The sequence below is a fragment of the Kitasatospora griseola genome (genome assembly GCF_014648555.1).
Lineage (GTDB): Bacteria > Actinomycetota > Actinomycetes > Streptomycetales > Streptomycetaceae > Kitasatospora > Kitasatospora griseola.
Window position 1 is genome coordinate 74,129 of sequence record NZ_BMRI01000010.1, and the last position, 26,784, is coordinate 100,912.

The 26,784-nt window shown below is 72.6% G+C and carries 21 protein-coding genes; 14 read left to right on the plus strand and 7 right to left on the minus strand.

The features are described 5' to 3' along the window. The first annotated feature begins 140 nt into the window (after window positions 1-140). Window positions 141-1,415 (plus strand): choice-of-anchor A family protein, encoded by a 1,275-nt coding sequence (locus tag IEZ12_RS15165; RefSeq protein WP_189272510.1) that lies wholly within the window; start codon window positions 141-143, stop codon window positions 1,413-1,415. A 30-nt stretch (window positions 1,416-1,445) separates the two neighbouring features. On the opposite strand, the gene IEZ12_RS15170 is transcribed toward IEZ12_RS15165, so the two are convergent. Beyond that, window positions 1,446-2,216 (minus strand): ABC transporter permease, encoded by a 771-nt coding sequence (locus IEZ12_RS15170; protein ID WP_189272511.1) that lies wholly within the window; start codon window positions 2,214-2,216, stop codon window positions 1,446-1,448. Continuing rightward, window positions 2,213-3,130: an ABC transporter ATP-binding protein gene (locus tag IEZ12_RS15175; RefSeq protein WP_189272512.1), complete on the minus strand. Its 918-nt coding sequence runs from the start codon at window positions 3,128-3,130 to the stop codon at window positions 2,213-2,215. Before IEZ12_RS15175 ends, IEZ12_RS15170 begins: the two co-directional genes overlap by 4 nt. Before the next feature lie 124 nt (window positions 3,131-3,254). Between IEZ12_RS15175 and IEZ12_RS15180 the strand changes: the two genes are divergently transcribed. The 8 genes from IEZ12_RS15180 to IEZ12_RS15215 are packed head-to-tail and all read left to right on the plus strand — an operon-like array spanning window position 3,255 to window position 10,049. Then, window positions 3,255-4,118, plus strand: a complete 864-nt coding sequence (locus IEZ12_RS15180; protein WP_189272513.1) for a helix-turn-helix transcriptional regulator — start codon at window positions 3,255-3,257, stop codon at window positions 4,116-4,118. Further along, the gene (gene sufB, locus IEZ12_RS15185) at window positions 4,115-5,527 is read left to right on the plus strand and encodes a Fe-S cluster assembly protein SufB (protein WP_189272514.1); all 1,413 of its coding nucleotides are present in this window, start codon (window positions 4,115-4,117) and stop codon (window positions 5,525-5,527) included. The genes IEZ12_RS15180 and sufB overlap by 4 nt, the downstream gene beginning before the upstream one ends. A 60-nt stretch (window positions 5,528-5,587) precedes the next feature. Next, window positions 5,588-6,820 (plus strand): Fe-S cluster assembly protein SufD, encoded by a 1,233-nt coding sequence (sufD, locus tag IEZ12_RS15190; RefSeq protein ID WP_189272515.1) that lies wholly within the window; start codon window positions 5,588-5,590, stop codon window positions 6,818-6,820. Continuing rightward, window positions 6,817-7,140: a non-heme iron oxygenase ferredoxin subunit gene (locus tag IEZ12_RS15195; protein ID WP_043910028.1), complete on the plus strand. Its 324-nt coding sequence runs from the start codon at window positions 6,817-6,819 to the stop codon at window positions 7,138-7,140. The genes sufD and IEZ12_RS15195 overlap by 4 nt, the downstream gene beginning before the upstream one ends. A gap of 7 nt (window positions 7,141-7,147) precedes the next feature. Beyond that, on the plus strand, window positions 7,148-7,912 hold the full coding sequence (gene sufC, locus IEZ12_RS15200; protein ID WP_189272516.1) for a Fe-S cluster assembly ATPase SufC: 765 nt from the start codon (window positions 7,148-7,150) through the stop codon (window positions 7,910-7,912). After that, window positions 7,909-9,171 carry a cysteine desulfurase gene (locus IEZ12_RS15205; RefSeq protein WP_308431038.1) on the plus strand — a complete coding sequence of 421 codons (1,263 nt, stop codon included), beginning with the start codon at window positions 7,909-7,911 and terminating at the stop codon, window positions 9,169-9,171. Before sufC ends, IEZ12_RS15205 begins: the two co-directional genes overlap by 4 nt. Before the next feature lie 9 nt (window positions 9,172-9,180). Next, window positions 9,181-9,636 (plus strand): Fe-S cluster assembly sulfur transfer protein SufU, encoded by a 456-nt coding sequence (gene sufU, locus IEZ12_RS15210; protein WP_043910031.1) that lies wholly within the window; start codon window positions 9,181-9,183, stop codon window positions 9,634-9,636. Window positions 9,637-9,659: 23 nt separating this feature from the next. Beyond that, complete coding sequence (locus IEZ12_RS15215; protein WP_369880794.1) at window positions 9,660-10,049, plus strand: metal-sulfur cluster assembly factor; 390 nt, start codon at window positions 9,660-9,662, stop codon at window positions 10,047-10,049. Window positions 10,050-10,120: 71 nt separating this feature from the next. On the opposite strand, the gene IEZ12_RS15220 is transcribed toward IEZ12_RS15215, so the two are convergent. Continuing rightward, on the minus strand, window positions 10,121-11,443 hold the full coding sequence (locus tag IEZ12_RS15220; RefSeq protein ID WP_189272517.1) for an MFS transporter: 1,323 nt from the start codon (window positions 11,441-11,443) through the stop codon (window positions 10,121-10,123). 357 nt (window positions 11,444-11,800) lie between these two features. On the opposite strand from IEZ12_RS15220, the gene IEZ12_RS15225 reads away from it, so the two are divergent. The 3 genes from IEZ12_RS15225 (at window position 11,801) to IEZ12_RS15235 (ending at window position 16,315) form a co-directional block, all read left to right on the plus strand. Beyond that, window positions 11,801-13,393, plus strand: coding sequence for a hypothetical protein (locus tag IEZ12_RS15225; RefSeq protein ID WP_100589720.1), 1,593 nt, complete (start codon window positions 11,801-11,803; stop codon window positions 13,391-13,393). A gap of 177 nt (window positions 13,394-13,570) precedes the next feature. Continuing rightward, window positions 13,571-14,677 (plus strand): hypothetical protein, encoded by a 1,107-nt coding sequence (locus IEZ12_RS15230; protein WP_189272518.1) that lies wholly within the window; start codon window positions 13,571-13,573, stop codon window positions 14,675-14,677. Between the two features lie 144 nt (window positions 14,678-14,821). Then, entirely contained in the window at window positions 14,822-16,315 is a 1,494-nt protein-coding gene (locus IEZ12_RS15235) for an alkaline phosphatase PhoX (RefSeq protein WP_189272519.1), read from the plus strand. 148 nt (window positions 16,316-16,463) lie between these two features. Here IEZ12_RS15235 and IEZ12_RS15240 read toward each other — a convergent pair whose 3' ends face one another. Continuing rightward, on the minus strand, window positions 16,464-18,140 hold the full coding sequence (locus tag IEZ12_RS15240) for a PucR family transcriptional regulator (protein ID WP_229847580.1): 1,677 nt from the start codon (window positions 18,138-18,140) through the stop codon (window positions 16,464-16,466). A 201-nt stretch (window positions 18,141-18,341) separates the two neighbouring features. Between IEZ12_RS15240 and pruA the strand changes: the two genes are divergently transcribed. Continuing rightward, window positions 18,342-19,970 carry an L-glutamate gamma-semialdehyde dehydrogenase gene (gene pruA / locus IEZ12_RS15245; RefSeq protein ID WP_189272520.1) on the plus strand — a complete coding sequence of 543 codons (1,629 nt, stop codon included), beginning with the start codon at window positions 18,342-18,344 and terminating at the stop codon, window positions 19,968-19,970. Between the two features lie 89 nt (window positions 19,971-20,059). Then, window positions 20,060-20,989: a proline dehydrogenase family protein gene (locus IEZ12_RS15250; RefSeq protein WP_043910038.1), complete on the plus strand. Its 930-nt coding sequence runs from the start codon at window positions 20,060-20,062 to the stop codon at window positions 20,987-20,989. A 7-nt stretch (window positions 20,990-20,996) separates the two neighbouring features. On the opposite strand, the gene IEZ12_RS15255 is transcribed toward IEZ12_RS15250, so the two are convergent. The 3 genes from IEZ12_RS15255 to IEZ12_RS15265 all read right to left on the minus strand — a co-directional run bounded on the left by IEZ12_RS15255 (window position 20,997) and on the right by IEZ12_RS15265 (window position 26,653). Next, window positions 20,997-21,551 (minus strand): hypothetical protein, encoded by a 555-nt coding sequence (locus tag IEZ12_RS15255; RefSeq protein ID WP_229847557.1) that lies wholly within the window; start codon window positions 21,549-21,551, stop codon window positions 20,997-20,999. 39 nt (window positions 21,552-21,590) lie between these two features. Then, on the minus strand, window positions 21,591-25,418 hold the full coding sequence (locus IEZ12_RS15260) for a DUF6531 domain-containing protein (protein WP_189272522.1): 3,828 nt from the start codon (window positions 25,416-25,418) through the stop codon (window positions 21,591-21,593). A 92-nt stretch (window positions 25,419-25,510) separates the two neighbouring features. Beyond that, window positions 25,511-26,653, minus strand: coding sequence for a TerD family protein (locus IEZ12_RS15265; RefSeq protein WP_189272633.1), 1,143 nt, complete (start codon window positions 26,651-26,653; stop codon window positions 25,511-25,513). Window positions 26,654-26,784 lie beyond the last annotated feature (131 nt).

Genomic DNA, 26,784 nt, shown 5'->3' on the forward strand with positions numbered 1-26,784 from the left:
GGACAAAACGGGCGGATCGAGCGTGTCGGTGCATTGGTCTTGACCTATCGGCGAGTGGCCGAAAGGGTGCGACTTGGTCCAGACCTTTCACGGGTTGGGCTCATCTCCCCCTGCCCGTCTCCACTCGCGGAGTCCTGCACATGCGCAAGTCCATATCCGCCGCCGCCGTGGCACTCGGTGGCTCACTCGCCCTCGCGGCCCTGGTCGTGCCCACCCCCGCGACCGCGTCCCCCGCCGACGGCGCCTGCTTCAGCCTCGGCGTCGCCGGCCGGTACGGCGAGTTCATCGAGGGTGACGACACCCACAGCCCGGACGCCGAGGGCGCGGTCGCGGTCGGCGGCAACGCCGATTTCAGCCAGGCCGGATTCTCGGTGGGCCAGGAGCTCACCGCCGACGAGGTCAAGGAACTGCCCGGTGGCTACTCCCTGGTGGTCGGCGGCGACATCAAGGGCCCGGTCCACGTGCAGAAGGGCAAGGGCGTCTACGCCGGGCGCAACCTCGGGGGAGCGATGGACGGCGTGACCAAGGGCGCGTCGCCGATCGACTTCGCCGCCGAGTTCGCCAAGCTGCGGGCCACCTCCAGCGCGTTGGCGAAGGCCGCGGGGAACGCGCCGGTGGCGGACGGCCGGACCTTGACGTTCACCGGGACGGATGCCCGGACGAACGTGTTCACCGTCTCGGCCGAGACCCTGCAGAAGGCGGGCGACGTCCACATCAAGGTTCCGGCCGGATCGTCGACGATCATCAACGTCACCGGTGGGACCTACGACCAGCGGTCCGCCAGGACCTCGGGCTTCCTGCTGTGGGACGAGGCGAGCAAGTCCTATGTGCTGGACGACAAGAACTCCACGGCGGCCAAGGGGCAGATCCGGGCCAAGCTGCTGTGGAACTTCCCCACCGCCACGAAGATCACCAAGCACAGCGGCAACGCCTGGCCGGGCAGCATCCTGGCCCCGAACGCGGCGTTCGACCTGGGCACGGGCGGGCCGGTGAACGGCTCGGTGTGGGCGAAGTCGCTGACCGGCAGCGGCGGGGCCGAGACCCACCACTACCCGTTCGAGGGCTGCCTGCCGGGCACCGTCGTGCCGCCCACCACGCCGACCACGACCCCGTCCGGGTCGCCGTCCACCGGCACCGGTGGGTCGGAGAGCCCGTCGCCGTCGAGCAGCGCCTCGACCCCGGGCGGCACCGCGTCGCCGGGCCCGAGCGGCTCGGCCGGTCCGACGGAGAGCGCGCCGGCCGGGGCCACGCCCTCCCCGTCGGCGAGCCACGCCGGCTCGGGCGGTGGCGGCGGCGGGCTGGCGTTCACCGGCGCCGAAGGGCTGGTGCCGCTGACCATCGGCGGCGCCGCGGTGCTCGCGGCGGGCGGGGCCCTGGTGTACAAGGCGCGCCGCAAGAAGGCCGCCGCCTCCTGACCCCCGGGGCAGGGCCCCCGCCCGGGGGCCCTACTCCCAGCGGAAGAAGCGGGCCGCGGCGGCCAGGCCGAGGACCGACCAGACGCCCAGGACGCCGAGGTCGGACCAGGGCATGCCGTGGCCCAGCTGGAGGACCGAGCGCAGGCCGTCGGAGAGCGCCGAGATCGGCAGCAGCTCCAGCACCGGGCGCACCGCGTCCGGGAACTTGGCGAGCGGGACGACCACGCCGCCGGCCAGCAGCAGCAGGATGAACACCAGGTTGGCGCCGGCCAGGGTGGCCTCCGCGCGCAGCGTGCCGGCCATCAGCAGGCCGAGGCCGGAGAACGCGGCGGTGCCGAGCACCAGCAGGAGCAGCACCGCCAGCGGGTTGCCGTGCGGCGACCAGCCGAGGCCCAGGGCGATGCCGGAGAGCAGCAGCACCTGGAGCAGTTCGGTGACCAGCACGCAGCCGGTCTTCGCGGTGAGCAGCGCCCAGCGCGGCAGCGGCGTCGCGCCGAGCCGCTTGAGGACGCCGTAGCGGCGCTCGAAGCCGGTGGCGATGGCCTGGCCGGTGAAGGCGGTGGACATCACGGCGAGCGCCAGCAGGCCGGGGGCGAGGAAGTCGACGCGCTTGCCGGGGCCGTCCACGGCGACCACGTCGACGGCGGAGAACAGCACCAGCAGCACGGTGGGGATGACCACGGTGAGCAGCAGCTGTTCGCCGTTGCGCAGCAGCATCCTGGTCTCCAGGGCGGTCTGCGCGAGCAGCATCCGGCCGACCGGGGCGGCGCCCGGGCGGGGGGTGAGGTCGGTGGCGGTCATCGCAGTTCCCGTCCGGTCAGGTCGAGGAAGACGTCTTCGAGGCTGCGGCGCTGCACCGCGAGCTTGTCGGGCATCACCCCGACCTCCGCGCACCAGCCGGTGACGGCGGCCAGCAGGGCGGCGTCCAGGGCGGCCTCGACGCGGTACGAGCCGGGGGCGGGTTCGGCGACCGCGGCGGCGTCCGGGAGCACCTTGCGCAGACCGGCCAGGTCCAGCCCGGCGGGGCCGTCGAAGCGCAGCTGGGCGTCGGAGCCGCGCAGCAGGTCGGGGGAGCCCTGGGCGATGACGCGGCCGCGGTCGATGATCGCGACGTCGTCGGCGAGCTGTTCGGCCTCGTCCATCTGGTGGGTGGTGAGGACGACGGTGACGCCGGCGGCGCGCAGTTCGGTGACCAGCTCCCAGGTGGCGCGGCGGGCCTGCGGGTCGAGGCCGGCGGTGGGCTCGTCCAGGAAGACCAGTTCGGGGCGGCCGACCACGGCCATGGCGAGGGCCAGGCGCTGCTGCTGGCCGCCGGAGAGCCGGCGGTAGGGGGTGCGGCCGCAGGAGTCCAGGCCGAGGCGTTCGGCGAGCGGGCCGACCGGCAGCGGGTTCGCGTACAGCTTCGCGGTGTGGTGGAGCATTTCGAGGGCGCGCGCACCGGCGTACACGCCGCCGGACTGGAGCATCACGCCGATCCGCGGTTTGAGCTGCCCGGCCTGCGCGACCGGGTCCAGCCCGAGGACCCGGACGGCGCCGGCGTCGGGGCGGCGGTAGCCCTCGCAGGTCTCGATCGTGGTGGTCTTGCCCGCGCCGTTGGGGCCGAGCACCGCGGTGACGGTGCCGCGCGCGATGGCCAGGTCCAGGCCGTCCACGGCGGTCTTGTCGCCGTACCGCTTGACCAGTCCGGTCACCTCGACGGCGGGGTCTGCATGCATACCGGCGAGTGTAGGAGCAGTTCACGGCCCTCTTCAGGTAAGGCATGCCTTCCGTGACGGAGGCCACCGGTGAGACCGGGGTCACGGCTTGTTTCTCGCGGACGAATTACGCAACAATCGTGTTGTGAAAAAGATTCGCGAGCGCGACGCTCAGCGGGAGCCCGAGGCTCCCAGCTGGGATGTGCCCGCGACGGCGGCCGAAGCCCTGGTGGACGGCCACCGGGCGACCCGGGACCGAGTCGCCCGCTCGATCCTCGACCACGGGCCGTCCTCGGCCGCCGACCTGGCCGGCCGCCTCGGCCTGACCACCGCCGCGGTGCGCCGCCACCTGGACGGCCTGACCGCCGCCGGGCTGGTCGAGTCCCGCGAGCAGCGGGTCTACGGCAGCCGCGGCCGGGGCCGTCCGGCGAAGGTGTTCGCCCTGACCGACGGCGGGCGGGACGCCTTCTACCAGGCCTACGACCAGCTCGCCGCGGACGCGCTGCGCTGGATCTCGGAGGCGGCCGGCGGCGGCGAGGCGGGCGAGCAGGCGGTCGCCGCCTTCGCCCGGGCCCGGCTCGCCAAGCAGGGCCGCAAGTACCAGGGCGAGGTCGAACAGGCCGACGCCCAGCAGCGCGCCGAGGCACTGGCCCGGGCGCTGAGCGCCGACGGGTACGCTGCCACGGTGCGGCGAGTCCCGTCCGCCGCCGCGGCGCCCGCCGCCCCGGCCGGCGCCCAGCTCTGTCAGCACCACTGCCCGGTCGCGCACATCGCCGAGCAGTTCCCGCAGCTCTGCGAGGCGGAGACCGAGGTCTTCTCGCAGCTCCTGGGCACCCATGTGCAACGGCTGGCCACCATCGCCCACGGCGACGGGGTCTGCACCACGTATGTGCCGGCATCCGGTGCCGCACCGTCGTCCCCCCGGACGCCCGGTGCCGTGCCGATTGCCGGTACTTCCCATCGAACGCCCAACGAAACCGGCTCCACCGCGCGGAGGAACCTCGCATGACTGACATCGCACACCCCGAGCTCGAAGGTCTCGGCACGTACGAGTACGGCTGGGCCGACTCGGACGCGGCCGGTGCCGCCGCCAAGCGCGGCCTGAGCGAAGCGGTCGTCCGCGACATCTCGGCGAAGAAGAACGAGTCCGAGTGGATGCTCAACCTTCGCCTCAAGGGCCTGAAGCTGTTCGGCAAGAAGCCCATGCCGACCTGGGGCTCCGACCTGTCGGGCATCGACTTCGACAACATCAAGTACTTCGTGCGCTCCACCGAGAAGCAGGCGGAGTCCTGGGAGGACCTGCCCGCCGACATCAAGGCGACCTACGACAAGCTGGGCATCCCGGAGGCGGAGAAGCAGCGCCTGGTCGCCGGTGTCGCCGCCCAGTACGAGTCGGAGGTCGTCTACCACCAGATCCGCGAGGACCTGGAGGAGCAGGGCGTCATCTTCCTGGACACCGACACCGCGCTGCGCGAGCACCCGGAGCTGTTCAAGGAGTACTTCGGCACCGTCATCCCGGTGGGCGACAACAAGTTCGCCTCGCTGAACACCGCGGTGTGGTCCGGCGGATCGTTCATCTACGTGCCGAAGGGCGTGCACGTGGACATCCCGCTGCAGGCCTACTTCCGGATCAACACCGAGAACATGGGCCAGTTCGAGCGGACGCTGATCATCGTCGACGAGGACGCCTACGTCCACTACGTCGAGGGCTGCACCGCGCCGATCTACTCCTCGGACTCGCTGCACTCCGCGGTGGTCGAGATCATCGTCAAGAAGGGCGGCCGCTGCCGCTACACGACCATCCAGAACTGGTCGAACAACGTCTACAACCTGGTCACCAAGCGCGCCGTGGCGTACGAGGGCGCGACCATGGAGTGGGTCGACGGCAACATCGGCTCCAAGGTCACCATGAAGTACCCGGCCGTCTACCTGATGGGCGAGCACGCCAAGGGCGAGACGCTGTCGATCGCCTTCGCGGGCGAGGGCCAGCACCAGGACGCCGGCGCGAAGATGGTCCACATGGCGCCGAACACCTCCTCGCACATCGTCTCCAAGTCGGTGGCGCGCGGCGGCGGCCGCACCTCCTACCGCGGTCTGATCGAGATCGGCGAGGGCTCGCACGGCGCCAAGTCGAACGTGCTGTGCGACGCGCTGCTGGTCGACACCATCTCCCGCTCGGACACCTACCCGTACGTGGACGTCCGTGAGGACGACGTGTCGATGGGCCACGAGGCGACGGTCTCCAAGGTCTCCGAGGACCAGCTCTTCTACCTGATGAGCCGCGGCCTGACCGAGACCGAGGCGATGGCGATGATCGTCCGCGGCTTCGTCGAGCCGATCGCGCGCGAGCTGCCGATGGAGTACGCGCTGGAGCTGAACCGGCTGATCGAGCTGCAGATGGAGGGCGCGGTCGGCTGACGCGCCGTCAGCCCCCGCCCGTCCGTCGACCATTCCCGAAAGAGAGCAACACGAACAGCCATGGCTGAGCAGAACACCCCCGGCTCCACCACCGCCGGATCGATCGAGGTGGGCACCGCCGGCGCCGGCGCGCAGCTCGCCGGCCCGGGCACCGGCCGCGAGAGCGTCCGGCAGCCGATCGACGCCCGGGTCGCGGTCAAGCCGTCCTTCGACGTCAATGACTTCCCGGTGCCGACCGGCCGCGAGGAGGACTGGCGGTTCACGCCGATGCACCGCCTCGGCGGCCTGCACGACGGCACCGCCGTCGAGGCCGTCCGCGGTGAGGACAAGATCGAGCTGGGCCTGCCGGAGGGCGTGACCTCCGAGCTGGTCGGCCGCGACGACGCCCGGATCGGCAAGGCCGGCACCCCGGTGGACCGGGTCGCCGCGCAGGCGTTCAGCGCCTTCGAGCAGGCCCTGGTGGTGACCGTCCCCACGGAGACGGTGCTGACCGAGCCGGTCCGGATCGACGTGCACGGCGAGGGCGGGGTCCGCTTCGCCCACCTGGTGGTCGAGGTCAAGCCGTTCGCCGAGGCCGTCGTGGTGCTGAACCACACCGGCACCGGCACCCGCGCCGCCAACGTCGACCTGCTGGTCGGCGACGGCGCGAAGCTGACCTTCGTCTCCGTCCAGGACTGGGAGCGGGACGCGGTGCACGCCGCCCAGTGCAACGCGCTGGTCGGCCGGGACGCCTCGTTCAAGTCGGTCATCGTGACCTTCGGCGGCGACGTGGTGCGCCTGCACCCGCGGGTCTCCTACGCGGGCCCCGGCGGCGAGGCCGAGCTGTTCGGCCTGTACTTCGCGGACGCGGGCCAGCACCTGGAGCACCGCCTGATCATCGACCACGACACCCCGCACTGCCGCTCCAACGTCGCCTACAAGGGCGCGCTGCAGGGCGAGGACGCGCACGCGGTGTGGATCGGCGACGTGCTGATCCGCGCGGCCGCGGTCGGCACCGACACCTACGAGCTCAACCGCAACCTGGTGCTCACCGACGGCGCCCGGGTCGACTCGGTCCCCAACCTGGAGATCGAGACCGGCGAGATCGTCGGCGCCGGCCACGCCTCCGCGACCGGCCGCTTCGACGACGAGCAGCTGTTCTACCTGCAGTCCCGCGGCATCCCGGCCGACGAGGCCCGCCGCCTGGTGGTGCGCGGCTTCTTCGCCGAGCTGGTCCAGCAGATCGGCGTCGCCGAGATCCAGGACCGCCTGATGGCGAAGATCGAGGCCGAGCTGGAAGAGACGGTCGCATGAGCGCCGGCTACGTGCGCGCCTGTGCGCTGAGCCTGCTGCAGGAGGACGTGCCCAAGAAGGTCGAGCTGAACGGCGTCCCGGTGGCGATCGTCCGGACCGACGAGGGCGTGTTCGCGATCAACGACATCTGCTCGCACGCCAACGTCTCGCTCTCCGAGGGCGAGGTCGAGGACTGCATGATCGAGTGCTGGCTGCACGGCTCCAGCTTCGACCTGCGCACCGGAAAGCCGTCCGGGCTGCCCGCGACCAGGCCGGTCGCCGTCTACCCCGTAAAGATCGAAGGGGACGATGTGCTCGTCTCCGTCAACCAGGAGAACTGAGTACCCCATGGCAACGCTTGAAATCCGCGACCTGCACGTCTCCGTCAACGCCGAGGGCGGCCCGCGCCAGATCCTCAAAGGCGTCGACCTGACGGTCAAGCAGGGCGAGACCCACGCGATCATGGGTCCGAACGGCTCCGGCAAGTCCACCCTGGCCTACTCGCTGGCCGGCCACCCCAAGTACACCGTCACCGGCGGCCAGGTGCTGCTGGACGGCGAGGACGTGCTGGAGATGTCGGTCGACGAGCGCGCCAAGGCCGGCCTGTTCCTGGCCATGCAGTACCCGGTCGAGGTCCCCGGCGTCTCGGTCTCCAACTTCCTGCGCACCGCCGCCACCGCCGTCCGCGGCGAGGCCCCCAAGCTGCGGCTGTGGGTCAAGGAGGTCAAGGAGGCGATGGCCGACCTGCAGATGGACCCGGCGTTCGCCGAGCGCAACGTCAACGAGGGCTTCTCCGGCGGTGAGAAGAAGCGCCACGAGATCCTCCAGCTGGAGCTGCTCAAGCCGAAGGTCGCGATCCTCGACGAGACCGACTCCGGCCTGGACGTCGACGCGCTGCGGATCGTCTCCGAGGGCATCAACCGGGTCCGCTCGACCGGCGAGGTCGGCACTCTGCTGGTCACCCACTACACCCGCATCCTTCGCTACATCAAGCCCGACTACGTGCACGTCTTCGCGGGCGGCCGGATCGTCGAGTCCGGCGGCGCCGAGCTTGCCGACAAGCTGGAGGAAGAGGGCTACGAGAGCTACGTGAAGGGTGGCGCTTCCGAGTGACCTACTCCCATCTGACCGGTCTTCTGGACACCGATGCGATCCGCAAGGACTTCCCCGTCCTGTCGCGGGTGCTGCACGACGGCAAGCCGCTGGTGTACCTGGACAACGCGGCGACCTCGCAGAAGCCGCGCCAGGTGCTGGAGGCGCTGAACGCCTACTACGAACAGCACAACTCCAATGTCCACCGCGGCGTGCACGTGCTCGCCGAGGAGGCGACCGCGCTGTACGAGGGCGCCCGGGACAAGGTCGCGGCCTTCATCAACGCGCCCAGCCGGAACGAGGTGATCTTCACCAAGAACGCCTCGGAGTCGCTCAACCTCGTCGCCAACATGCTGGGTTGGGCCGACGAGCCGTACCGGGTGGACGCCGACTCGGAGATCGTCATCACCGAGATGGAGCACCACTCCAACATCGTGCCGTGGCAGCTGCTCGCGCAGCGCACCGGCGCGAAGCTGAAGTGGTTCGGGCTGACCGACGAGGGCCGGCTCGACCTGTCCAACATCGACGAGCTGATCACCGAGAAGACGAAGATCGTCTCCGTCACCCTGGTGTCCAACCTGCTGGGCACCGTCAACCCGGTGGAGACCATCGTCCGCAAGGCGCAGTCGGTCGGCGCGCTGGTCGCCATCGACGCCTCGCAGGCCGCCCCGCACGCCGCCCTCGACGTGCAGGCGCTGGAGGCCGACTTCGTCGCCTTCACCGGCCACAAGATGCTCGCCCCGACCGGCATCGGCGTCCTCTGGGGCCGCCAGGAGCTCCTGGAGGACCTCCCGCCGTTCCTCGGCGGCGGCGAGATGATCGAGACCGTCACCATGGGCTCGTCCACCTACGCCCCCGCACCGCACAAGTTCGAGGCCGGCACCCCGCCGATCGCCCAGGCCATCGGCCTCGGCGCCGCCATCGACTACCTGTCGGCGATCGGCATGGACAAGGTCGCCGCGCACGAGCACGCGATCACCGCCTACGCGATCGAGCGCCTCGCCGAGGTGCCCGACCTGCGGATCATCGGCCCGCGCACGGCCGTGGACCGCGGTGCGGCGATCTCCTTCACGCTCGGTGACATTCACCCGCACGACGTCGGGCAGGTGCTCGACGAGCAGGGCATCGCGGTCCGGGTCGGCCACCACTGCGCACGGCCGGTCTGCCTGCGGTACGGAATTCCGGCGACCACCAGGGCGTCGTTCTATCTGTACTCCACGCCCGGTGAGGTGGACGCGCTGATCGACGGCCTCCACCACGTCCGCAACTTCTTCGCCTGAGGTGGTCGCATGAAGCTCGACTCGATGTACCAGGAGATCATCCTGGACCACTACCGCAACCCCCACGGCAAGGGGCTGCGGGACGGCGACGCCGAGGTGCACCACGTCAACCCGACCTGCGGCGACGAGATCACCCTGCGGGTGAAGCTCGACGGCGCGGTCGTCGAGGACGTCTCCTACGAGTCGCAGGGCTGCTCGATCAGCCAGGCCTCCGCCTCCGTGCTGAACGACCTGGTGGTCGGCAAGACGGTCGGCGAGGCCCAGCAGGTCCAGGAGGCCTTCCTGGAACTCATGCAGAGCAAGGGCCAGTCCGAGGGCGACGAGGAGATCCTGGAGGACGCCGTCGCCTTCGCCGGGGTCTCCAAGTACCCGGCCCGGGTCAAGTGCGCCCTGCTCGGCTGGATGGCCTGGAAGGATGCCACCGCCAAGGCGCTGGCCGGCCACCCCGAGATCACCACCGACTGACGCTCCGTTAGGACACTTGATTCATGAGCGAGAACGAGACCCCCGAGGCCGCCCCGGCCGAGGCCGTGGCGGTCGACAGTCCCGGTGCGTTCACCACCGCCGGCACCGTCTCCACCGAGGACCTCATGGAGGCCCTGATGGACGTCGTCGACCCCGAGCTGGGCATCGACGTCGTCAACCTGGGCCTGATCTACGGTCTGCACATCGACGAGGACGACACCGCCACCGTCGACATGACCCTCACCTCCGCGGCCTGCCCCCTCACCGACGTGATCGAGGACCAGGCCCGCACCGCCACCGACGGCCTGGTGAAGGACCTGCGCATCAACTGGGTCTGGATGCCGCCGTGGGGCCCCGACAAGATCACCGACGACGGCCGCGACCAGCTCCGCGCGCTCGGCTTCAACGTCTGATCGGTCAGTAGTGCCCGGAAGGGGCGGGATCCTCGGATCCCGCCCCTTCCGCATGCCCTCCGGCGGCGCTGTCAGCGCTTGCGCAGGACCGCGGCGGCCAGGGCCAGGGAGGCGGTGGCGGCGAGGAGGGCGAAGGCGGTGACGGCGGGGAGCAGGCCGTAGGCGCGGGTGAGGGCGCCGACGGCGATGATCGGGGCGGAGGAGCCGAGGTAGACGATCACCCACAGGGTGGAGAGCGCGCTGCCGCGGCGGGCCGGGTCGAGGGCGGCGACGGTGGTGGTGAACAGGGAGCGGAAGGCGATGCCCTGGGAGACGCCGGCGACCACGCTGCCGATGAAGAGCAGTGCGGGGGTGCCGGTGGCGGTGGCCGCGGTGAGCAGGCCGAGGCCGGCGGCGAGGCCGATCAGGCCGGCGGCGACCACGACGCGGTCGGAGGTCGGCGGGACCAGCAGCTGGGCGGCCGCGGAGGAGCCGAGCAGCAGGGCCGCGACGGCGGCGCCCGCCATCCGGGACTCGGTGTGCAGCAGGGTGCCGGCGAACGCCGGGGCGAGGGCCAGGTAGACGCCGAAGACCGCGTACGAGACGAAGCCCGCGCCGGAGGCGAGGAGGAATTCGCGGCGGCCCGAGCGGGGCAGCCGCAGCCGCTGCGGGCGCAGGTGCGCGGGCGTGGTGATGCGCGGCGGGGAGGCCGGCGGACGGACCGAGCCGGGCATCCGCGGGTGCACCAGGGCGAGGGGCACGCACAGGGCGAGCAGCGCGACGGCGTGCGCCAGGAACAGGCCGGGCAGCGGGTTCGCACCCGAGGCCATGGCCGCGCCGACCAGCGGGCCGAGGGCGACGCCGCCCGCCGAGCAGGCCAGCGTGAGCTTGGCGGCCAGGGTCGGCCGGTCCGGCAGCAGGTCGCCGAGGGCGGCGCCCGCCGCGCCGGTGGACAGGCCGACCGCGATGCCCTGGACGGCGCGTCCGGCGGCCAGCTGCCAGAACGAGTCGGCGGTGGCGAAGACGGCGTCGCCGGCGGCGGAGAGTGCCACCGCGGGCAGGATCAGCGCGCGTCGCCCCAGGTGGTCGGACCAGTGGCCGACCGCGGCCAGCACCGGCACCAGGGCGAACACGTAGACCGTGAAGAGGATCGTGGTGTCGAGCGGGGTCAGGCCGAGCCGCTGCTGGAGCGTCGGGTAGAGCGGCGTGACCAGGTTGGCGCCGATCAGCATCAGCAGCAGGGCGGCGGCCACCAGGCCGACGCGGATGCCGCGCAGCGCGTTCCAGCGGCTGATCGCGGAGAGCTGGAGCTGCGCCCGCGGGGCGAGTTCCAGGGGAAGCAGGGCCTCCGACAGTCGGCGGCCGGCGTACTGAGCGGTGCTCAGGCCGGGGCCGGCGGGGGAGAGGTCCGCCATGGCAGGGGTCTCCTGTGGCCGGGCGCCGCCGGGTGCGACCAGGCCGGGAGTGGTGGCATGGCGGCAGGGCCCGGACGGTGCGGGTGTGCGCATGAAAGGGGATCGGAGCCTCGTCGCTCCGGGGGCGCACGCGCGGGGGTGTGCGCGGTGCCCTCCGAAGGATACGTGCACCCGGGTACTCGTTCGGCCGCACCGTCCCACTCGTTCGGGGGGACGCCCGCGCAGGTCACGCGTTCGGTGAGGGCTGCCGATACGCTGGGTTGACGGGCCGACACACCGGCCCGCGCCGCCGGGGCCCGCCGGGTTGCCCGTCGGGCGGCGGTGTCCTCCGAACGAACCTGCGGGAGATCGCGCGCGATGGCCGGACGAAGCCGGAACACCCCTGAGCAGCAGCCGTCCGACGCCGAGGGCCTGCTGCCCGCCGACTACGACCTTGCGGAGCTGTACGGCTCGCAGAGCGGCGACGAGGACCCCGACGACACCGCGGTGCTGGTCCCGCCGATCGTGCTGCCCGCGGACCGCGAACTCGCCGACGCGGCGCTCGCCGTCCCGCTGATCGCCCGGGTGGTCGCGCTGGGCCGCTGGGTCGACCCGCACCGCGACGTCGACGAGCACGGCGACCTCGGCCCGGAGGACCGCGTCCGGGCGGCCCGGATGCTCGGCATCGAGGACCCGGACGAGGAGGACGTGGTCGAGGCGATGCGCGCCTGGGCGCTGGCCTGCGACCTCGGCGTGGTGGAGACCGGCACCACCGAGGGCGGCACCCACATCGCCGTCCCCGGCCCCGACCTGCCGGCCGTCGAGGCCGGCGACCCGGAGGCCGTGCTCGGCCTGTGGTTCGAGGCCGCCGAGCTGGTCCGCGAGCTCGCCGCCGAGGCCGAGTCGGTGGACCCGGAGGTGGTCGAGGGCAGCGAGCGCGACGATCCCGAGGGACTGGCCGAGGTGGAGGACGCCCGGGACCAGGCCGCCGAGATCCTCGACGAGGCGCTGCACGTGCTGTACGAGGCCACCGCGTTCGCCGAGCCCGGCGCCGAGACCGTGCCGCTCGGCGTGCTGGCCGCGCTGCTGGTCGTCCCCGAGGGCGAGGAGCCCGACGAGGAGATGCTCGGCGAGATCACCGACCTGATGGTCGTCCTCGACCCGATGCTGGGCGACCTCGCCGAACTCGGCCTGGTCGAGCACACCCCGATCGACCCCGAGCTCTTCGAGGAGGAGGACGACGCGACCGCGGCCGCCGGGGCCGTCGACACCGACCACCCGCTGACCGACGAGGACGCCGCCCGCTTCGGCACCGTCCGGCTCACCCCGCTCGGCCAGTACGCGGTGCGCGAGTGGCTGATCGCCGACGGCTTCGACGCCCCGCTGGTCGGCGACCTCGCCGAGCTCGACGGCCCCGCCCTGCTGCGCACCCTCGCCGAGAACGGCGCCCGGCTCGCCGAGCCCGAGCTGAAGGCCTGGCTGGCCGCCCGGGAGGACGCCGTCGGCGCCGCCCGCGAGCTGCTGTCCGGCGGTCGGGGCCGCGACGTGCAGTCGCCGGTGCGCCGCTACTACTGCGGGATCGCGCTCGGCGACCTCGGCGCGGCCGCCGTCCCCGCCGTCCGGGAGGTCGTCGACGACCCCGAGCTCGGCGGCCTGGCCCGGGAGTGGCTGCGGGCCCGCGACGAGGACGTGGAGGCCGCCGAACGCTCCGTCGCGCTGTGGCGGGTGGTCGACTCGGTGGCCGCCGTGCTGCTGCTCACCGCCGGCGAGGGCGGCCGCCTGCAGGCGCTGGTCGCCGACCTGCCGGTCACCGACAACCCGGCCAGCTACTTCGGCGAGGTGTGGCGGGTGCCGCACCCGCTGACCGTCGAGGTGCTGGAGGTCGTCGGCGCGCTCCACCTGGACCGCAAGGTCGCCAAGGAGGCGCGGCGGGCCGCGATCAAGGCCCGTTCGCTGCGCGCGCAGGGCTGACGGCAACCGGGGCGCGCCCTCGCCGCGTCCACCTGTCGGAAGACCGCCGAAGAGCTGATGGATCGACAGGTTCCCAGGGCCGTATGGTGGGGCGACGCCGGGCCCGCCCGGTGGCAGGACGCGCCGGGCCCGCCCGGCGGGAGGACGGTGTGGCGAGTGCCGGGGGTGCGGCGAGGGATGAAGAGGCAGCACGCGAGCGGGCCGTGGGAGATCGAGGAGGTCTACGCGGACCAGGAGGCGTACAGCCGGCGGGTGATGGCCGCGGCCGGGTTCCCGGTGTTCGGCTGGGAGCACCGCGCCGGCGGCCTGCCCGGGCGGGACGTGCTCGCCGAGTTCGGCGTCAACAACGGCGAACTCGGCTGGGTGGAGGTTCGTTCGGGCGACTGGAACTCGGCCGACGGCCCGTACGTGACCGTCCGCACCTACTGCCCCGACGCGGAGCTCACCGAGCCGCTGCCCGACCTGGAGGACGTGGTCGAGGACGAGCGCGACCGGGTGTACGAGCACCTCGGCATCGACGAGGGCGACACCCCCGGCGGCGTCCGGGCGCTGCGCGAGTGGATCACCGTGGACGGCGACCCGCGGGCCCTGCAGATCCACGAGGACCGCCGCCCCGGCGCCGGCACCGTCTGGGCCGGCCGGCTGTGGATGGACGGCGCGACCGTCACCGTCACCGGACGCGGCGTGCCGCCCGGCGCGATCGAACTGCGCCGGATCGCCGACTTCGAGCAGTACATCATCGGCCGCACCGCGCTGATGCGGACCCTGGCTGCCCGTCAGCCCGCCGCACCCGCGCCGGTACCCGAGCCGACCCCCGGTGAACTCGGCCTGCGCGCCCACCGCGAACTCGTCGAGCAGGGCATCGCCCGGGCCACCGCGATGGCGGCCCAGCTGCGGGCCGGCCGCTCCGCCCGGCTGCCCCGGCACCTGCGCGGCGAGGACCGCAGGATCCGCTGGGAGAGCACGGTGCGCCAGCAGATGTGGCTCGCCTCGGAGACCCAGGACGAGGCGGACGTCGCCGTCACCTCGATGGTCAACCACCTCGGCCGGCTCGCCCACCACGTGGACTGGCTGACCGGCACCGCGGAGGGCGCGGCGGCCGTCGAGGAGGTGGTGCGGTACACCGTGTTCGCCAGCGAGGTGCCGAGCCTGCCCGCGCAGCGGGCCTGGGAACGGCTGTGGGCGGGCGGCACCCCGGAACTGCCGTCCGGCACCGAGGAGGCCTGGCTGACGGCGTGGGAGCAGTGGCGGATCGAGCGCACCCAGCACCGCGGCCAGCGGTAAAGCACCGGTCATGCGGCGGTCCCCGGTTGGTAAAACGGTCGGGCAATCGGCGCATTGACGCAGCGTCGGGTTCACGTCCGGTTCATGCGCGGCCCGGACTCTGACGGTCACCGATCCGCACCCTCCCCCTCAGGAGTGACCGTCATGTCGCTGTCCCGCCGGGACTTCGTGAACCGTTCGACCGTGCTCGGCGCAGGCGTGCTGATCGCCGGCAGCGCCGAGGTGCTCGCCACCGCCCCCGGGGCGATCGCCGCCCCGGAAGGCGGCGAGGCCGCCCTCGCCAAGGGCGGGCACACCGCGGTCGGCTACGGCGAGCTGGTGTCCGACCCCGAGGGCATCCTGGCGCTGCCGAAGGGCTTCTCGTACGAGATCATCACCCGGACCGGCACCACCACCCTCGTCACCGGCGAGAGCACCCCCAGCAACCACGACGGCACCGCCGCGTTCGAGGGCCGCCACGGGGCGACCCTGCTGGTCAACAACCACGAGCTGGCCGGGGCGCGAGCCAAGTGGCCGCACCCCGTGCCGCTGCTGGAGGGCCACGTCTACGACCCGGCCGCGGCCGGCGGCTGCACGGTCGTCGAGGTGTCCGGGCACGGGCGCGGGCACGACGACGAGCGGGGCAAGGGCCGCGGGCACGGGCACGGCAGGCGGAAGGTCCGGGAGTGGGTCGGCATCGCCGGCACCGCCACCAACTGCGCCGGTGGCGCCACCCCGTGGAACACCTGGCTGACCTGCGAGGAGACCGAGGACAAGGCCGGCACCAACGGCTTCACCAAGGACCACGGCTACGTCTTCGAGGTCGACCCGCACGACCAGGACGCCAACCGGAACCCGCAGCCGATCAAGGCCTTCGGCCGGTTCGCGCACGAGGCCGTCGTCATCGACGAGAAGCGCGGCCACGCCTACCTCACCGAGGACGCCGCCAAGCCCAACGGCCTCTTCTACCGCTGGACCCCGCCGGCCGGCTTCAAGCACGGCAAGGGCAAGCTGCGGACGCTGGCCGCCGACGCGGGCGTCCTGGAGGCCCTGAAGGCGTTCGACTCCCAGGGCAAGCTGGTCGACGACCTGTCCCGGGCCACCAAGCCCGGCACCACGTACGGCGCGGACTGGGTCAAGGTCGCGGACCGGGACGCCCGGACCACCTCGATCCGCAAGCAGTTCAAGGACGGCGAGGTCACCCGGGCCCGCAAGCTCGAAGGCATGTGGTGGGGCGACGGCGGCATCTACTTCGTCTCCTCCTTCGCCCGCGAGGAGTCGCCGCTGCAGCACGACGGCCAGGTCTGGTTCTACAACCCGGTCCGGCGGACGCTGACCCTGAAGGTCATCCTCGGCGTCAACGCGGACGTCTGGACCGACAAGGGCAACTTCGACGGCCCCGACAACATCACCGTCTCGCCCCACGGCGGCCTGATCATCGCCGAGGACGGCAACGGGCTGCAGCACCTGTTCGGCACCACGACGGAGGGGCGGACGTACGCGCTGGCGCGCAACGAGCTGAACCTCGGGACGGCGGAGGCGCCGGAGTTCAGCGAGTTCACGGGCGTGACGTTCTCGCACGACGGGCGGACGCTGTTCGCGAACATCCAGGAGCCGGGGATCATGCTGGCGATCACGGGGCCGTGGCACCGGATGTGACACGCGGCCAGGTCGGGGTCCGCCCGGGGAGGGGTGTTGCTCTCCCTCGGGCGGACCTTGCCGTTGGAGGGTGGTTGCTCGCGCAGTTCCCCGCGCCCCTGTCGGGGCGCGGGACTTCTGTGGGGAGGAGAGTTCGGCCTGCGGCCGGTCAGGATTCGGTGAGCCTCAACTGGAGCATGGCCAGGAGGCGTTGCTGAGGTTGGGCCAGGTCGAGGCCGGTCAGCTGTTCGGCTCTTCGGACCCGGTACCTCAAGGTGTTGGGGTGGATGTGGAGGGCGTCGGCCGCGGTGCGGACTTCGCCGAGGGCGTCGAGGTAGGCGAGGACGGATTCGGCGAGGCGGGTGTGGTGGCGGGCGTCGTAGGTGGTGAGGGCGGTGAGGCGGGGGTCGCGGAGTTCGGGGCGGTCGTGGAGGAGGGCGAGGACCTCGGAGACCAGGACCTCGGCCTGGACGTCGTGCAGGGCGGCGACGTCCGGGACGACGCCGCCGCGGCCCATCGCGTCGAGGATGCGGTCGGCCTGGGCGCGGGAGGCGGGGACGTCGGTGAGGGCGGGGACGGTGGGGCCGATGGCGGCGCGGAGCGGGATGGCGAGGTGGGTGCGGGCGGCGTCGACGGTCTCCTGGGCCCAGTCGCGGAGGGTGGCCTGGGGGAGGCCAGGCGGGAGTTCGGGGAGCAGGACGTAGATGCGGGAGTCGACCGGGGCGAGCAGGGCGCCGCGGTGGCGGGCGGCGGTGTGGACGGAGATCAGGCCGGTGACTTCGTCGCGGGAGAGTTCGGCGTCGCGTTCGGCGGTGGCGGCCGGGGCGTAGGCCAGGACGGTGGCGGGGCGGCGCAGGTCGAGGCCGAGGTGGGTGGCGAGCGACTGGGGGCCGGTGGAGCCTTCGAGCAGGCCGGTGAGCAGGGTCTGGGTGAGTCGGGCGTCGGCGGACAACTCGCGGCGGCGGCGCACCAGTTGGCCGGCGGCGACGCGGGCGGCGCCGACCAGAGCGCGGTCGGCGGTGGGGGTGAGCGGGCGGGCGCCCTCCTGGACCCAGATGGTGCCGAGGGGCTGCGCGCCGGAGCGGATCGCGATGGCGAGGCGGCGGCGGATGCCGAGTTCGGGGTGGGCGGCGATCTCGATCGCGCCGTCGGAGCCGCGCAGGTGGGAGAAGACGCCCCATTCGCGGAGCTTGGCGAGGTACGGCTCGGGCCCCTGGCGGCCCAGGATGGAGAGCCGGCGCAGGTCGTCGACCTCGTCGGAGTCGGAGGTCCGGGAGTAGGCGAGCACCCGGCTGGAGGTGTCCTCGATGGAGACGATGCCGCCGGTGAGGACGGCCACGGTCTGGGCGAGCGTGAACAGGTCGCCGGTGTCGGCCTCGCCGGGTTCGGCGCTGTCCGGGCCGGTGAGCAGGGTGCGGGCGAGCGAGTCGAGGTGTTCCCAACGGGTTTCGCGGCGCACCGACAGCAGGGCGACGCCGGCTTCGGTGGCGGCCTCGCGCAGGGCGTCGGCCTGGCCCGGGCCGTCGAGTTTGACGGCGACGGCGGCGGCCCGGGCGCGGCCGGCGGCCCGCAGGGCGGGGAGGGCGGCGCGGCCGCGGGCGCCGATGGCGAGGACGAGTTCGCCGGGGGCGGCGGTCGGCGGGTCCTCCGGGTCGAGGATGGCGACGTGGCGGACCGGGACGTCCAGGCCGGCGGGCGCGGCCTGGAGTTCGACCAGGGGTTCGCCGAGCGACATCAGCAGCTGGCGCAGCGGCAGGCCGTTCATGTGCGGGTCCTTCGTCCGGGCTTCGTCGGTCGTCGTCGGGCTTCGCCGGTCCTCGCCGGTCTTCGTCGGGTCGGACAACATCCCGGGCACGAGTTTAGTGAACCGGACAGGTTCGGGCGGCCGTGACCGGGACGTGACGCTGTTCGTCCGGGCGGACAACGGCGAGCGGGGGACTTTGGCGGCGCGGCCAACAGTTGGCGGCGGGAACGGGGAATAGCGTTCGTCTCACGACCGACGTGCGAACCCCGTCGGAGTCCCATGACGAGAAGGAGAGCGTGCGCCATGGATGCTGTGACCCAGGTCCCCGCGCCGGTCAACGAGCCGGTCCACAGCTACGCCCCGGGCAGCCCCGAGCGGGTCCGCCTGGAGGCGAAGCTGAAGGAGCTGGGCGGCCAGGGGCCGATCCAGCTCACCATGACGATCAACGGCGAGCAGCGCCTCGGCGGCGGCTCCGAGTTCCACGTGGTGCAGCCGCACAACCACGCGGCCCGGCTCGGCACGCTGCGCAACGCCACCCAGGACGACGCGCGCGAGGCCATCGACACCGCGCTGGCCGCCGCCCCGGCCTGGCAGGCGCTCTCCTTCGACTCGCGCGCCGCGATCTTCCTGCGCGCCGCCGACCTGCTGGCCGGCCCGTGGCGCGAGACGCTGGCCGCGGCCACCATGCTCGGCCAGTCGAAGACCGCCCAGCAGGCGGAGATCGACACCCCCTGCGAGCTGGTCGACTTCCTGCGCTTCAACGTGCACTTCGCCCGGCAGATCCTGGCCGAGCAGCCGATCTCCTCGGACGGCGTGTGGAACCGCATGGACCACCGCCCGCTGGAGGGCTTCGTCTACGCGATCACCCCGTTCAACTTCACCGCGATCGCCGGCAACCTGCCGACCGCGCCCGCGCTGATGGGCAACGTGGTGATCTGGAAGCCGTCCCCGACGCAGCAGTTCGCCGCGCACTACCTGATGCGTCTGCTGGAGGCCGCCGGCCTGCCCAAGGGCGTCATCAACATGGTCACCGGCGACGGCCTGGACGTCTCCGAGGTCGCGCTGAAGCACCCGGCGCTGGCCGGCATCCACTTCACCGGCTCCACCGCGACCTTCCAGCACCTGTGGCGCGAGGTCGGCACCAACATCTCCGGCTACCGCACCTACCCGCGGATCGTCGGCGAGACCGGCGGCAAGGACTTCCTGGTCGCCCACCCGTCCGCCGACAAGGCGATCCTGAAGACCGCGATGACCCGCGGCGCCTTCGAGTTCCAGGGCCAGAAGTGCTCGGCGCTGTCCCGCGCGTACGTCCCGGCCTCGATCTGGGCCGAGCTGAAGGACGACTTCCGCGACGAGGTCGAGTGGCTCACCATGGGCGACGTCACCGACCTGGCGAACTTCATGGGCGCCGTGATCGACGAGCGTTCGTTCGCCAAGAACAAGGCCGCGATCGACCGCGCCCAGGCCGACCCGAAGGTCGAGATCCTGGCCGGCGGCACCTACGACGACTCGGTGGGCTACTTCGTCCGCCCGACCGTGCTGGTCTGCGAGGACCCGTCCGCCGAGTACTTCAAGGACGAGTACTTCGGCCCGATCCTCTCGGTGCACGTCTACCAGGACGAGAACTACGACGAGATGCTCGCGCAGATGGAGTCGGTGTCGTCCTACGGCCTGACCGGCTCGATCATCGCCCAGGACCGCGAGGCCGTGGAGCACGCCATGCACGTGCTGCGCAACGCCGCCGGCAACTTCTACATCAACGACAAGCCGACCGGCGCCGTCGTCGGCCAGCAGCCCTTCGGCGGCGGCCGGGCCTCCGGCACCAACGACAAGGCCGGCGCCAAGCAGAACCTGATGCGCTGGACGTCCACCCGGTCCATCAAGGAGACGTTCGTCCCGCCGACGGACTACCGCTACCCGCACATGGGCTGACCAAGCCCCATGCCGCCGGCGGGGCGGCCGCCACCCCGGCCGCCCCGCCACCTCTCCCCACCAGCTGATCCGTGATCCGGGAGTCCCCGATGCTCCGTTCCGCCCTCCTCGCCGCCTCGCGCTCCCCGCAGGTGCGCACCATGGTCGAGAAGTTCCCGCCCACCCACGCGATAGTCGAGCGCTTCGTCGCCGGCGACCGCCTCGACCAGGGTGTGACCGCGACCGAGACGCTGGTCAACAGCGGCCGCAAGGTCACCCTCGACCACCTCGGTGAGGACACCAAGGACGCCGCCCAGGCCGCGGGCACCGCCCTGGCGTACGAGCACCTGCTGACCGCCCTCAAGGAGACCGGCCTCGCCGCCGACGCCGAGGTCTCGGTCAAGCTCTCCGCGGTGGGCCAGTTCCTGCCGGTGGACGGCGAGAAGATCGCGCTGGAGAACGCCCGCCGGATCTGCCAGGCCGCCGCGGACGCCGGCACCACGGTGACCCTCGACATGGAGGACCACACCACCACCGACTCCACCCTGTCCATCGCCCGCGAGCTGCGCGAGGACTTCCCGTGGCTCGGCGTCGTCCTGCAGGCGTACCTGCGCCGCACCGAGGCCGACTGCCGCGACCTGGCGCACGAGGGCTCCCGGGTCCGGATCTGCAAGGGCGCCTACAAGGAGCCCGAGTCGGTCGCCTTCCAGGGCAAGCACGACGTCGACCTGGCGTACGTCCGCGCGCTGAAGGTCCTGATGGCGGGTCAGGGCTACCCGATGGTGGCCTCGCACGACCCCAACATGATCAAGATCGCGGGCCAGCTGGCCGAGTGGAACCGCCGCGACGTCACCTCCTTCGAGTACCAGATGCTGTTCGGCATCCGCCCCGAGGAGCAGCTGCGCCTGGCCGAGGCCGGCAACACCATGCGCGTCTACCTGCCCTACGGCCAGGAATGGTACGGCTACTTCATGCGTCGTCTGGCGGAGCGCCCGGCGAACCTGACCTTCTTCCTGCGGGCGATGGCCACCCGGGGCTGACGGATCGTCAACTCCCCGACGGGGCCTGCGGATCGACTCCGCGGGCCCCGTCGTCCGTTCGGACCAGCCAGATGTCGTACTCCTCGGTCGTCACGCCGCAGGAGGTGTGGGCGTCGCGGGCCATGGTGACGAACTCGGGCTGCTGCGGGCCGTCGGTCAGGGTGGCGGCGAGGCGCGCGCCGGCGGACCAGCGGACCACGGCCCAGCCGAGGCGGCCCAGGCCGCGGCCGCCCACGTGGATCAGGAACGTGCCGTCGGGGGCGATCAGGCCGGAGTCGCGGGCGAGTTCGAGCCAGCGGGCGTCGACCTGCTCGGCCCAGTCGGGCGCCGAGACCGGGACGGTGGCGTCGGGCTCGACGAGGAACCCGGCGACCGACTTCCAGACCTCGCCCGGGGCGGGCAGGCCGGCATCGCCCGGCGCGCCCAGGACGGTGAGACCGGCGCGCTCCAGCAGGAGCGTCCTCGACTCCTCGGGAGATCCCTCGGGAGAGGCCGACATCAGTTCCTCCGATGCGAAGAGACGGTGGTCGCCGCACCCGGCCGCGAGGGCCGGGAACGGCATGCCGGGATCGTAGCGGTCACCGGACGCGGGGCGGCGGGGTCACTTCCTCCGGTAGAAGAGGTGGTGGTCGCCGCCGGGCTTGTTGATCTTCCCGTAGCGCTCCATCTCGGTGTACCCCTTGGGCGTGTTGTCCCAGCCGAAGTTGACCAGCTCCCGGGTGTCGTCGCCCTTGGGCTTGCCGGCGTGGAAGTGCAGCCCGGCCGGGTCGTCGGTGTGCTCGACGACCACCCGGGACCCGTGCTCGGTCTCGAACTGGCGGAAGTTGCCCCAGTGGGTGGGATCGCTGGAGTAGACGTGCCCCGGCATGTTCTTGTACGTCTTGTCGCCGACCACCTTCCACTGCGCGATCGGCTCCTCGCCGTACGGGACGCCGGCCAGCTTGAAGGCCTCCCGCTCGGCCGCCTCGCGGGTCTCGAAGGGATTGCTGTGCTCGCCCTTCGGCGGGCCCGAGTGGTCCTGGTGGGGCGACAGGCCGAGCGGGTCGCAGGAGATCTGCGGGTTCCCGACGTAGGCGTCCGGGTTCGGGCCGGGGATCAGGCCGAGCGGATCCGGCGTCAGATACCGTGCGGTCTCCGGGTTGTAGTACCGGTGGACGTTGTAGTGGAGCCGGGTCTCCGGGTCGAAGTACTGGCCGGGGAAGCGCAGCGGCGTGTAGGTGCTGCTGTCGGAGGGCCAGCTGGTGTGGCCCCAGAGCGTCGGGGTGGCACGCCAGGCGATGGACCCGGTGGCCGGGTCGATCAGCTCGGTGGGCGTGCCGACCAGGTCGGTGACGATGGCGAAGAACCGGCGGTCGGTCTGCTCGGCCGTGCTGATGGCCTCGGTCTGGGTGAGCGGGTGCAGGCCGCTGTGCTCCCAGCTGAGGGTGTGCGGGCCCGGCAGGTACGGGGCGCGGGTGGTCTGCTCGGCGAGCACCGAGCCGTCCCAGGTGAAGTCGGTGCGCTCGTCGACCGTGCCGTCGGCGGCCAGCCGCTCCTTGGCGGTGCGGCGGCCGAACGGGTCGTAGCGGTAGCGCCAGCGTGTTCCGTCCGGGGTGGTCACCCCGGTCAGCCGGTCCTCGGCGTCCCAGGTGTAGCGCCAGGTGTCGGGCTTGCGGGACAGCCGGGTGACGCGCCGCACCGTGGTGCGCCCCGCGGCGTCGTACTCGAAGCCGGTCCGGCCCGCGGTGACGACCTGGGTGCCCGCGTACGTCCGCTCCCCTACCGCGGCCCGGACGGCGCCGGTGCCCGGCCAGTGCGCGGAGACGAGGTCGCCGGCCGGGTTGTAGGCGTACGACTCCTCCCAGCCGGCCGCGCGGACGGCGGTGACCCGCCCGCCCGGGTCGAGCTCGAAGGTGCGGGCGCCGCCGAGCAGGTCGTCGACGGCGGCGAGGGCGCCGTCCGCGCGGTAGTCGTAGCTGCGCCGCTGGAGGACGCGGCCGCCGGCCCGGGCGGACTGGCCGGCCAGCCGGTGCCGGGAGTCCCAGGTGCGGGACAGCTCCAGCTGCTGTCCGACGGTCCGCCGGGTCTCGCGCCCGGCCGGGTCGTAGTCGAACGCGAGGCTGCCGTCCGGGGTGGTCAGGGCGGTCGCCCGGCCGGCTCCGTCGTACGTCCAGGCGCCGAGGTGGCCGGAGGGCGTGGTCCGGCCGGTGCGCCGGCCGAGCAGGTCGCGGGTGATGGTCAGGGTGCGGCCGTCGACGGTCTCGGAGAGGAGGTTGCCGAGCGCGTCCACGGTGCGCAGGACCGTCGCGTCGGGGTTCTCCGCGCGCACCAGGTGGCCCGACTCGTTGTAGGCGTAGGTCGTCCGGCGGTCGCCGACGGTCCTGCCGACCAGGCGGCCGATCCGGTCGTAGGCGTACTCGGTGACCTGGCCGAGCGGGTCGGTGACGGCGAGCACCTGGCCCGCCGCGTCCAACCGGTACGTCAACGAGCGCCCCTGGTAGTCGCGTTCGCCGACCACCCGGCCCGCCGCGTCGTACGCGTAGTGCCAGCTCCGGCCGAGCGCGTCGGTGACTGCCGCCAGCTGCATGTGGGCGTCGTGGGTGAACTCGACGCGGGCCCCGTCGGGGCTGGTGCGGGCGGCGAGGGTCTCGAAGTGGGTGTACTCGAAGGCGGTGACCCGGCCCAGCTGGTCGGTGTGGGTGAGGCAGTTGCCCTCGCCGTCGTACGTCCACCGCTCGGTGCTGCCGTCCGTCCCGGTCCGCTCGGCCAGGTGGCCCTCGACCGTCCAGCGTGAGCGGACGGCGCCGCCGAGCGGGTCGGTGATGGCCACGACCCGCCCGAAGGCGTCCCGCCCGTAGCGGACCGCCGCGCCGGTGGGGTCGACGACCTCGACGGGCAGGCCGGCCGGGTCGCACCGCACCCGGGTGGTGTGGCCGAGCGCGTCGGTGACCGAGGCCAGGTGGCCGCGCTCGTCGTACGTGTAGCGGGTCTCGCCGCCGGACGGGCCGGCCAGGGCGGTGCGCAGCCCGTTCTCGTCGTAGCGCTGGTGCCAGGCGGCGCCGCCGGGTTCGGTGATCCGGACCGGCAGGCCGAGGAGGTCGCCGTACTGCGCCGTGGACTGCCGCCCGTCGGGGCGGGTGATCGCGACGAGGTCTCCGGCGCCGTCGTAGGTGTAGCGGGTGGTGCGGCCGAGGGGGTCGGTCTCGGCGAGGAGGCGGTCGTGGTCGTCGCGTTCGTAGTGGGTGGTGTGGCCGAGGGGGTCGGTGACGGCGGTGACCTGGGCGTGGTCGTTGATCAGGTAGGCGGTGGTGTGGCCGAGGGCGTTGGTCTCGGTGTGGGTCCTGAGGCCGGTGACGGGGTCGGGGTCGCCGTAGGCGAAGGTGAAGCGGAGGGCGCCGGTGGTGCCGCCTTCGTCGGTGACGCGGTCGTGGGCGTCGTAGGTGTAGCGGTACTGGGAGTCGTTGCGGTCGGTCCAGGAGGTGAGGCGGCCGGCGGCGTCGTTGGTGAAGCGCATCGCCTTGCCGCTGGAGTTGTAGACGGCGGTGAGGTGGCCGTCGGTGTAGCCGTAGCGGGTGAGCAGGGCGTCGCCGCCGGTGTCGGAGGCGCCCGCGAGGCGCAGGGCGGTGATGCGGTCGCCGTCGACGGTGACCAGGAGCCGGTAGCCGCCGGAGTGGGTGATCGAGAGGGGGACGCCGTCCTCGTCGTAGGCGAGGGCGTAGTGGCGGCCGTGGCGGTCCCGGACCTCGGTGAGCAGGGCCTCGTCGCCGGCCGGGGTGGGGGTGAACGTGCGGACCAGGCCGGTTGACGGGTCGGTGATCGTGAACAGGCCGTCCGCCAGGTCGAGTTCGCGGCGGGAGCCGGCCGAGGCGTGGACCGGGTCGCCGGGCTCGGGGTGGGGGTAGGCCTGGGTGATGCGGTCGGGGCGGATGTGGACGACGCCCTGCTCGTCGATCTCCAGGCGCTCGTCGAACGCGCAGATCCACTTCGGGCCCATCCAACGGCCCGTCAGCAGACCCGACTCGAAGCTGCGGGTGAACTCCAGCGGCAGCGAACCGGGCAGGGCGGCGTCCACCTGGTCGATGAACATCCGCCCCGTGGCGATGTCGACCGGCTCGCCCGGACACTTGCGGGAGCCGTGGTCGCGGCCCTCCGTGCGCGGGCTCTTCACCTGGTCGCGGCCGCGCCCCTTCGGATGGGAGTCGCCGCGTCTGCCGGGCCGCCCGCCGCCCGAACGGGGGTGCGCCGGGCCGCCCTTGCCGTCGCCCTTGAAGATCTTCTCCAGGTCCTTGGCGTGCTTGGCCTCGATCTCCCGGGTGTTCCTGGCGACCTTCTTCAGGTTGTCGCCCGCGTGCCGGTAGAAGTTCTTCAACGCCTTCCCGGCGTCCTCGGCCAGCGTCCTGCCGAGCTTCTGCGCCCCGTGCTCCAGCGCCTTGACGATCTGGTTGCTCATTCGAAGCCCCCCGCGAACAGCCGTGCCCAACAGGTCGATCGTTGCCGTGCTGGGGGAGACGGTAGTCCGCGGGGGCCGGTCGCGGGGGCGGTTCAGAGCATCGCGGCGGCAGGCTTGACCATGGAGCGGGCGGTCTTGGCGTCGACGTACTCGCCGAGCGCGGTCATCACCCACTCGCCGGAGAACTGGCGGACCAGCTTGCACATGGCGACGCCGGTGCGGGGCTCGGCGTGGGTGAGGTCGAAGCGGACGAGTTCCTCGCCGGAGGCGGCGTCGACCAGCCGGCAGTAGGCGTTCTTCACGTCGGTGAACTTCTGACCGGAGAAGGAGTTGACGACGAACACCAGGCCGCAGACCTCGGCGGGCAGGCCCTCCAGGTGGACGGTGATGGCCTCGTCGTCGCCGCCGCCCTTGCCGGTCAGGTTGTCGCCGGAGTGCGCGATCGCGCCGTTGAAGACCGACAGCTTCATGAACCAGGCGGTGTCGACCTTCTCGCGCCGGGCGTCGAAGGCGATCACCGACGCGTCCAGGTCGATGCCCCGGCCGTGCGCGGCGGGCTCCCAGCCCAGGCCCATCCGGATGGCGGCGAGGAACGGCTTTCCGGCCTTCTCCAGCGAGACCGAGCCGCCCTTGACCAGGTTCACCCGGCCCTTGTCGAGGGTGATCTTGCCGACGGCCGGCGACCCGGACGGCATCGGCGGGGCGGCGGGCATCGGTGGCGCGGCGGGCGGGGCCGGGGGCGCGTCCTCGACGGAGACGCCGAAGTCGCCGGCGATGCCGGCCAGGCCGTTGGCGTAGCCCTGGCCGACGGCGCGGATCTTCCACTCGGCGCCGCGCCGGTACACCTCGACCACCACCAGGGCGGTCTCCACGCCCAGCCGGGGCGGGGTGAAGGTGAACAGCGCGCGGCCGCTGTCGGCGTCCCGGACGGTCGCGGTCGGCTCGGTGCCGGCGAAGGTCGCCTGCCGGTCGTCCAGCGAGGCGGTGACCACGATCCGGGTGATGTCCGCGGGCACCGCCGCGGTGTCGACGGCGATCGCGTCGGGGGCGCCGCCGGCGGCCGGCCGGTGCGTCACGCCCGGGCCGTTCGGGGCGTTGAAGAAGACGAAGTCGGCATCCGAACGGACCTTGCCGGACTGGGCGAGCAGCAGCCCGGACACGTCCAGCTGCTTGGGCGCGGTGACCTCCACCACGACCCGGCCCGCACCGAGCGGCGCATTGCCGCCCTGCACCAGAACAGACGTCACGTGCTCCTCCTCGACTCGCCGCCGCGACACACCCTAGCCAAACCTCCCGGCCGCCCCGGGTACGCCGCCAGCGAATCCGGGCCGAACACGCTTGCCGGTCCCGGCCGGGCTCGGCGAGC

Bases quoted from the DNA above. Each gene is read 5' to 3' on its own strand.
- IEZ12_RS15165 (WP_189272510.1), top strand. From the start codon at position 141: ATGCGCAAGTCCATATCCGCCGCCGCCGTGGCACTCGGTGGCTCACTC.
- IEZ12_RS15170 (WP_189272511.1), bottom strand. From the start codon at position 2,216: ATGACCGCCACCGACCTCACCCCCCGCCCGGGCGCCGCCCCGGTCGGC.
- IEZ12_RS15175 (WP_189272512.1), bottom strand. From the start codon at position 3,130: ATGCATGCAGACCCCGCCGTCGAGGTGACCGGACTGGTCAAGCGGTAC.
- sufB (WP_189272514.1), top strand. From the start codon at position 4,115: ATGACTGACATCGCACACCCCGAGCTCGAAGGTCTCGGCACGTACGAG.
- sufD (WP_189272515.1), top strand. From the start codon at position 5,588: ATGGCTGAGCAGAACACCCCCGGCTCCACCACCGCCGGATCGATCGAG.
- IEZ12_RS15195 (WP_043910028.1), top strand. From the start codon at position 6,817: ATGAGCGCCGGCTACGTGCGCGCCTGTGCGCTGAGCCTGCTGCAGGAG.
- sufC (WP_189272516.1), top strand. From the start codon at position 7,148: ATGGCAACGCTTGAAATCCGCGACCTGCACGTCTCCGTCAACGCCGAG.
- sufU (WP_043910031.1), top strand. From the start codon at position 9,181: ATGAAGCTCGACTCGATGTACCAGGAGATCATCCTGGACCACTACCGC.
- IEZ12_RS15215 (WP_369880794.1), top strand. From the start codon at position 9,660: ATGAGCGAGAACGAGACCCCCGAGGCCGCCCCGGCCGAGGCCGTGGCG.
- IEZ12_RS15220 (WP_189272517.1), bottom strand. From the start codon at position 11,443: ATGGCGGACCTCTCCCCCGCCGGCCCCGGCCTGAGCACCGCTCAGTAC.
- IEZ12_RS15225 (WP_100589720.1), top strand. From the start codon at position 11,801: ATGGCCGGACGAAGCCGGAACACCCCTGAGCAGCAGCCGTCCGACGCC.
- IEZ12_RS15230 (WP_189272518.1), top strand. From the start codon at position 13,571: ATGAAGAGGCAGCACGCGAGCGGGCCGTGGGAGATCGAGGAGGTCTAC.
- IEZ12_RS15235 (WP_189272519.1), top strand. From the start codon at position 14,822: ATGTCGCTGTCCCGCCGGGACTTCGTGAACCGTTCGACCGTGCTCGGC.
- IEZ12_RS15240 (WP_229847580.1), bottom strand. From the start codon at position 18,140: ATGTTGTCCGACCCGACGAAGACCGGCGAGGACCGGCGAAGCCCGACG.
- pruA (WP_189272520.1), top strand. From the start codon at position 18,342: ATGGATGCTGTGACCCAGGTCCCCGCGCCGGTCAACGAGCCGGTCCAC.
- IEZ12_RS15250 (WP_043910038.1), top strand. From the start codon at position 20,060: ATGCTCCGTTCCGCCCTCCTCGCCGCCTCGCGCTCCCCGCAGGTGCGC.
- IEZ12_RS15255 (WP_229847557.1), bottom strand. From the start codon at position 21,551: ATGCCGTTCCCGGCCCTCGCGGCCGGGTGCGGCGACCACCGTCTCTTC.
- IEZ12_RS15260 (WP_189272522.1), bottom strand. From the start codon at position 25,418: ATGAGCAACCAGATCGTCAAGGCGCTGGAGCACGGGGCGCAGAAGCTC.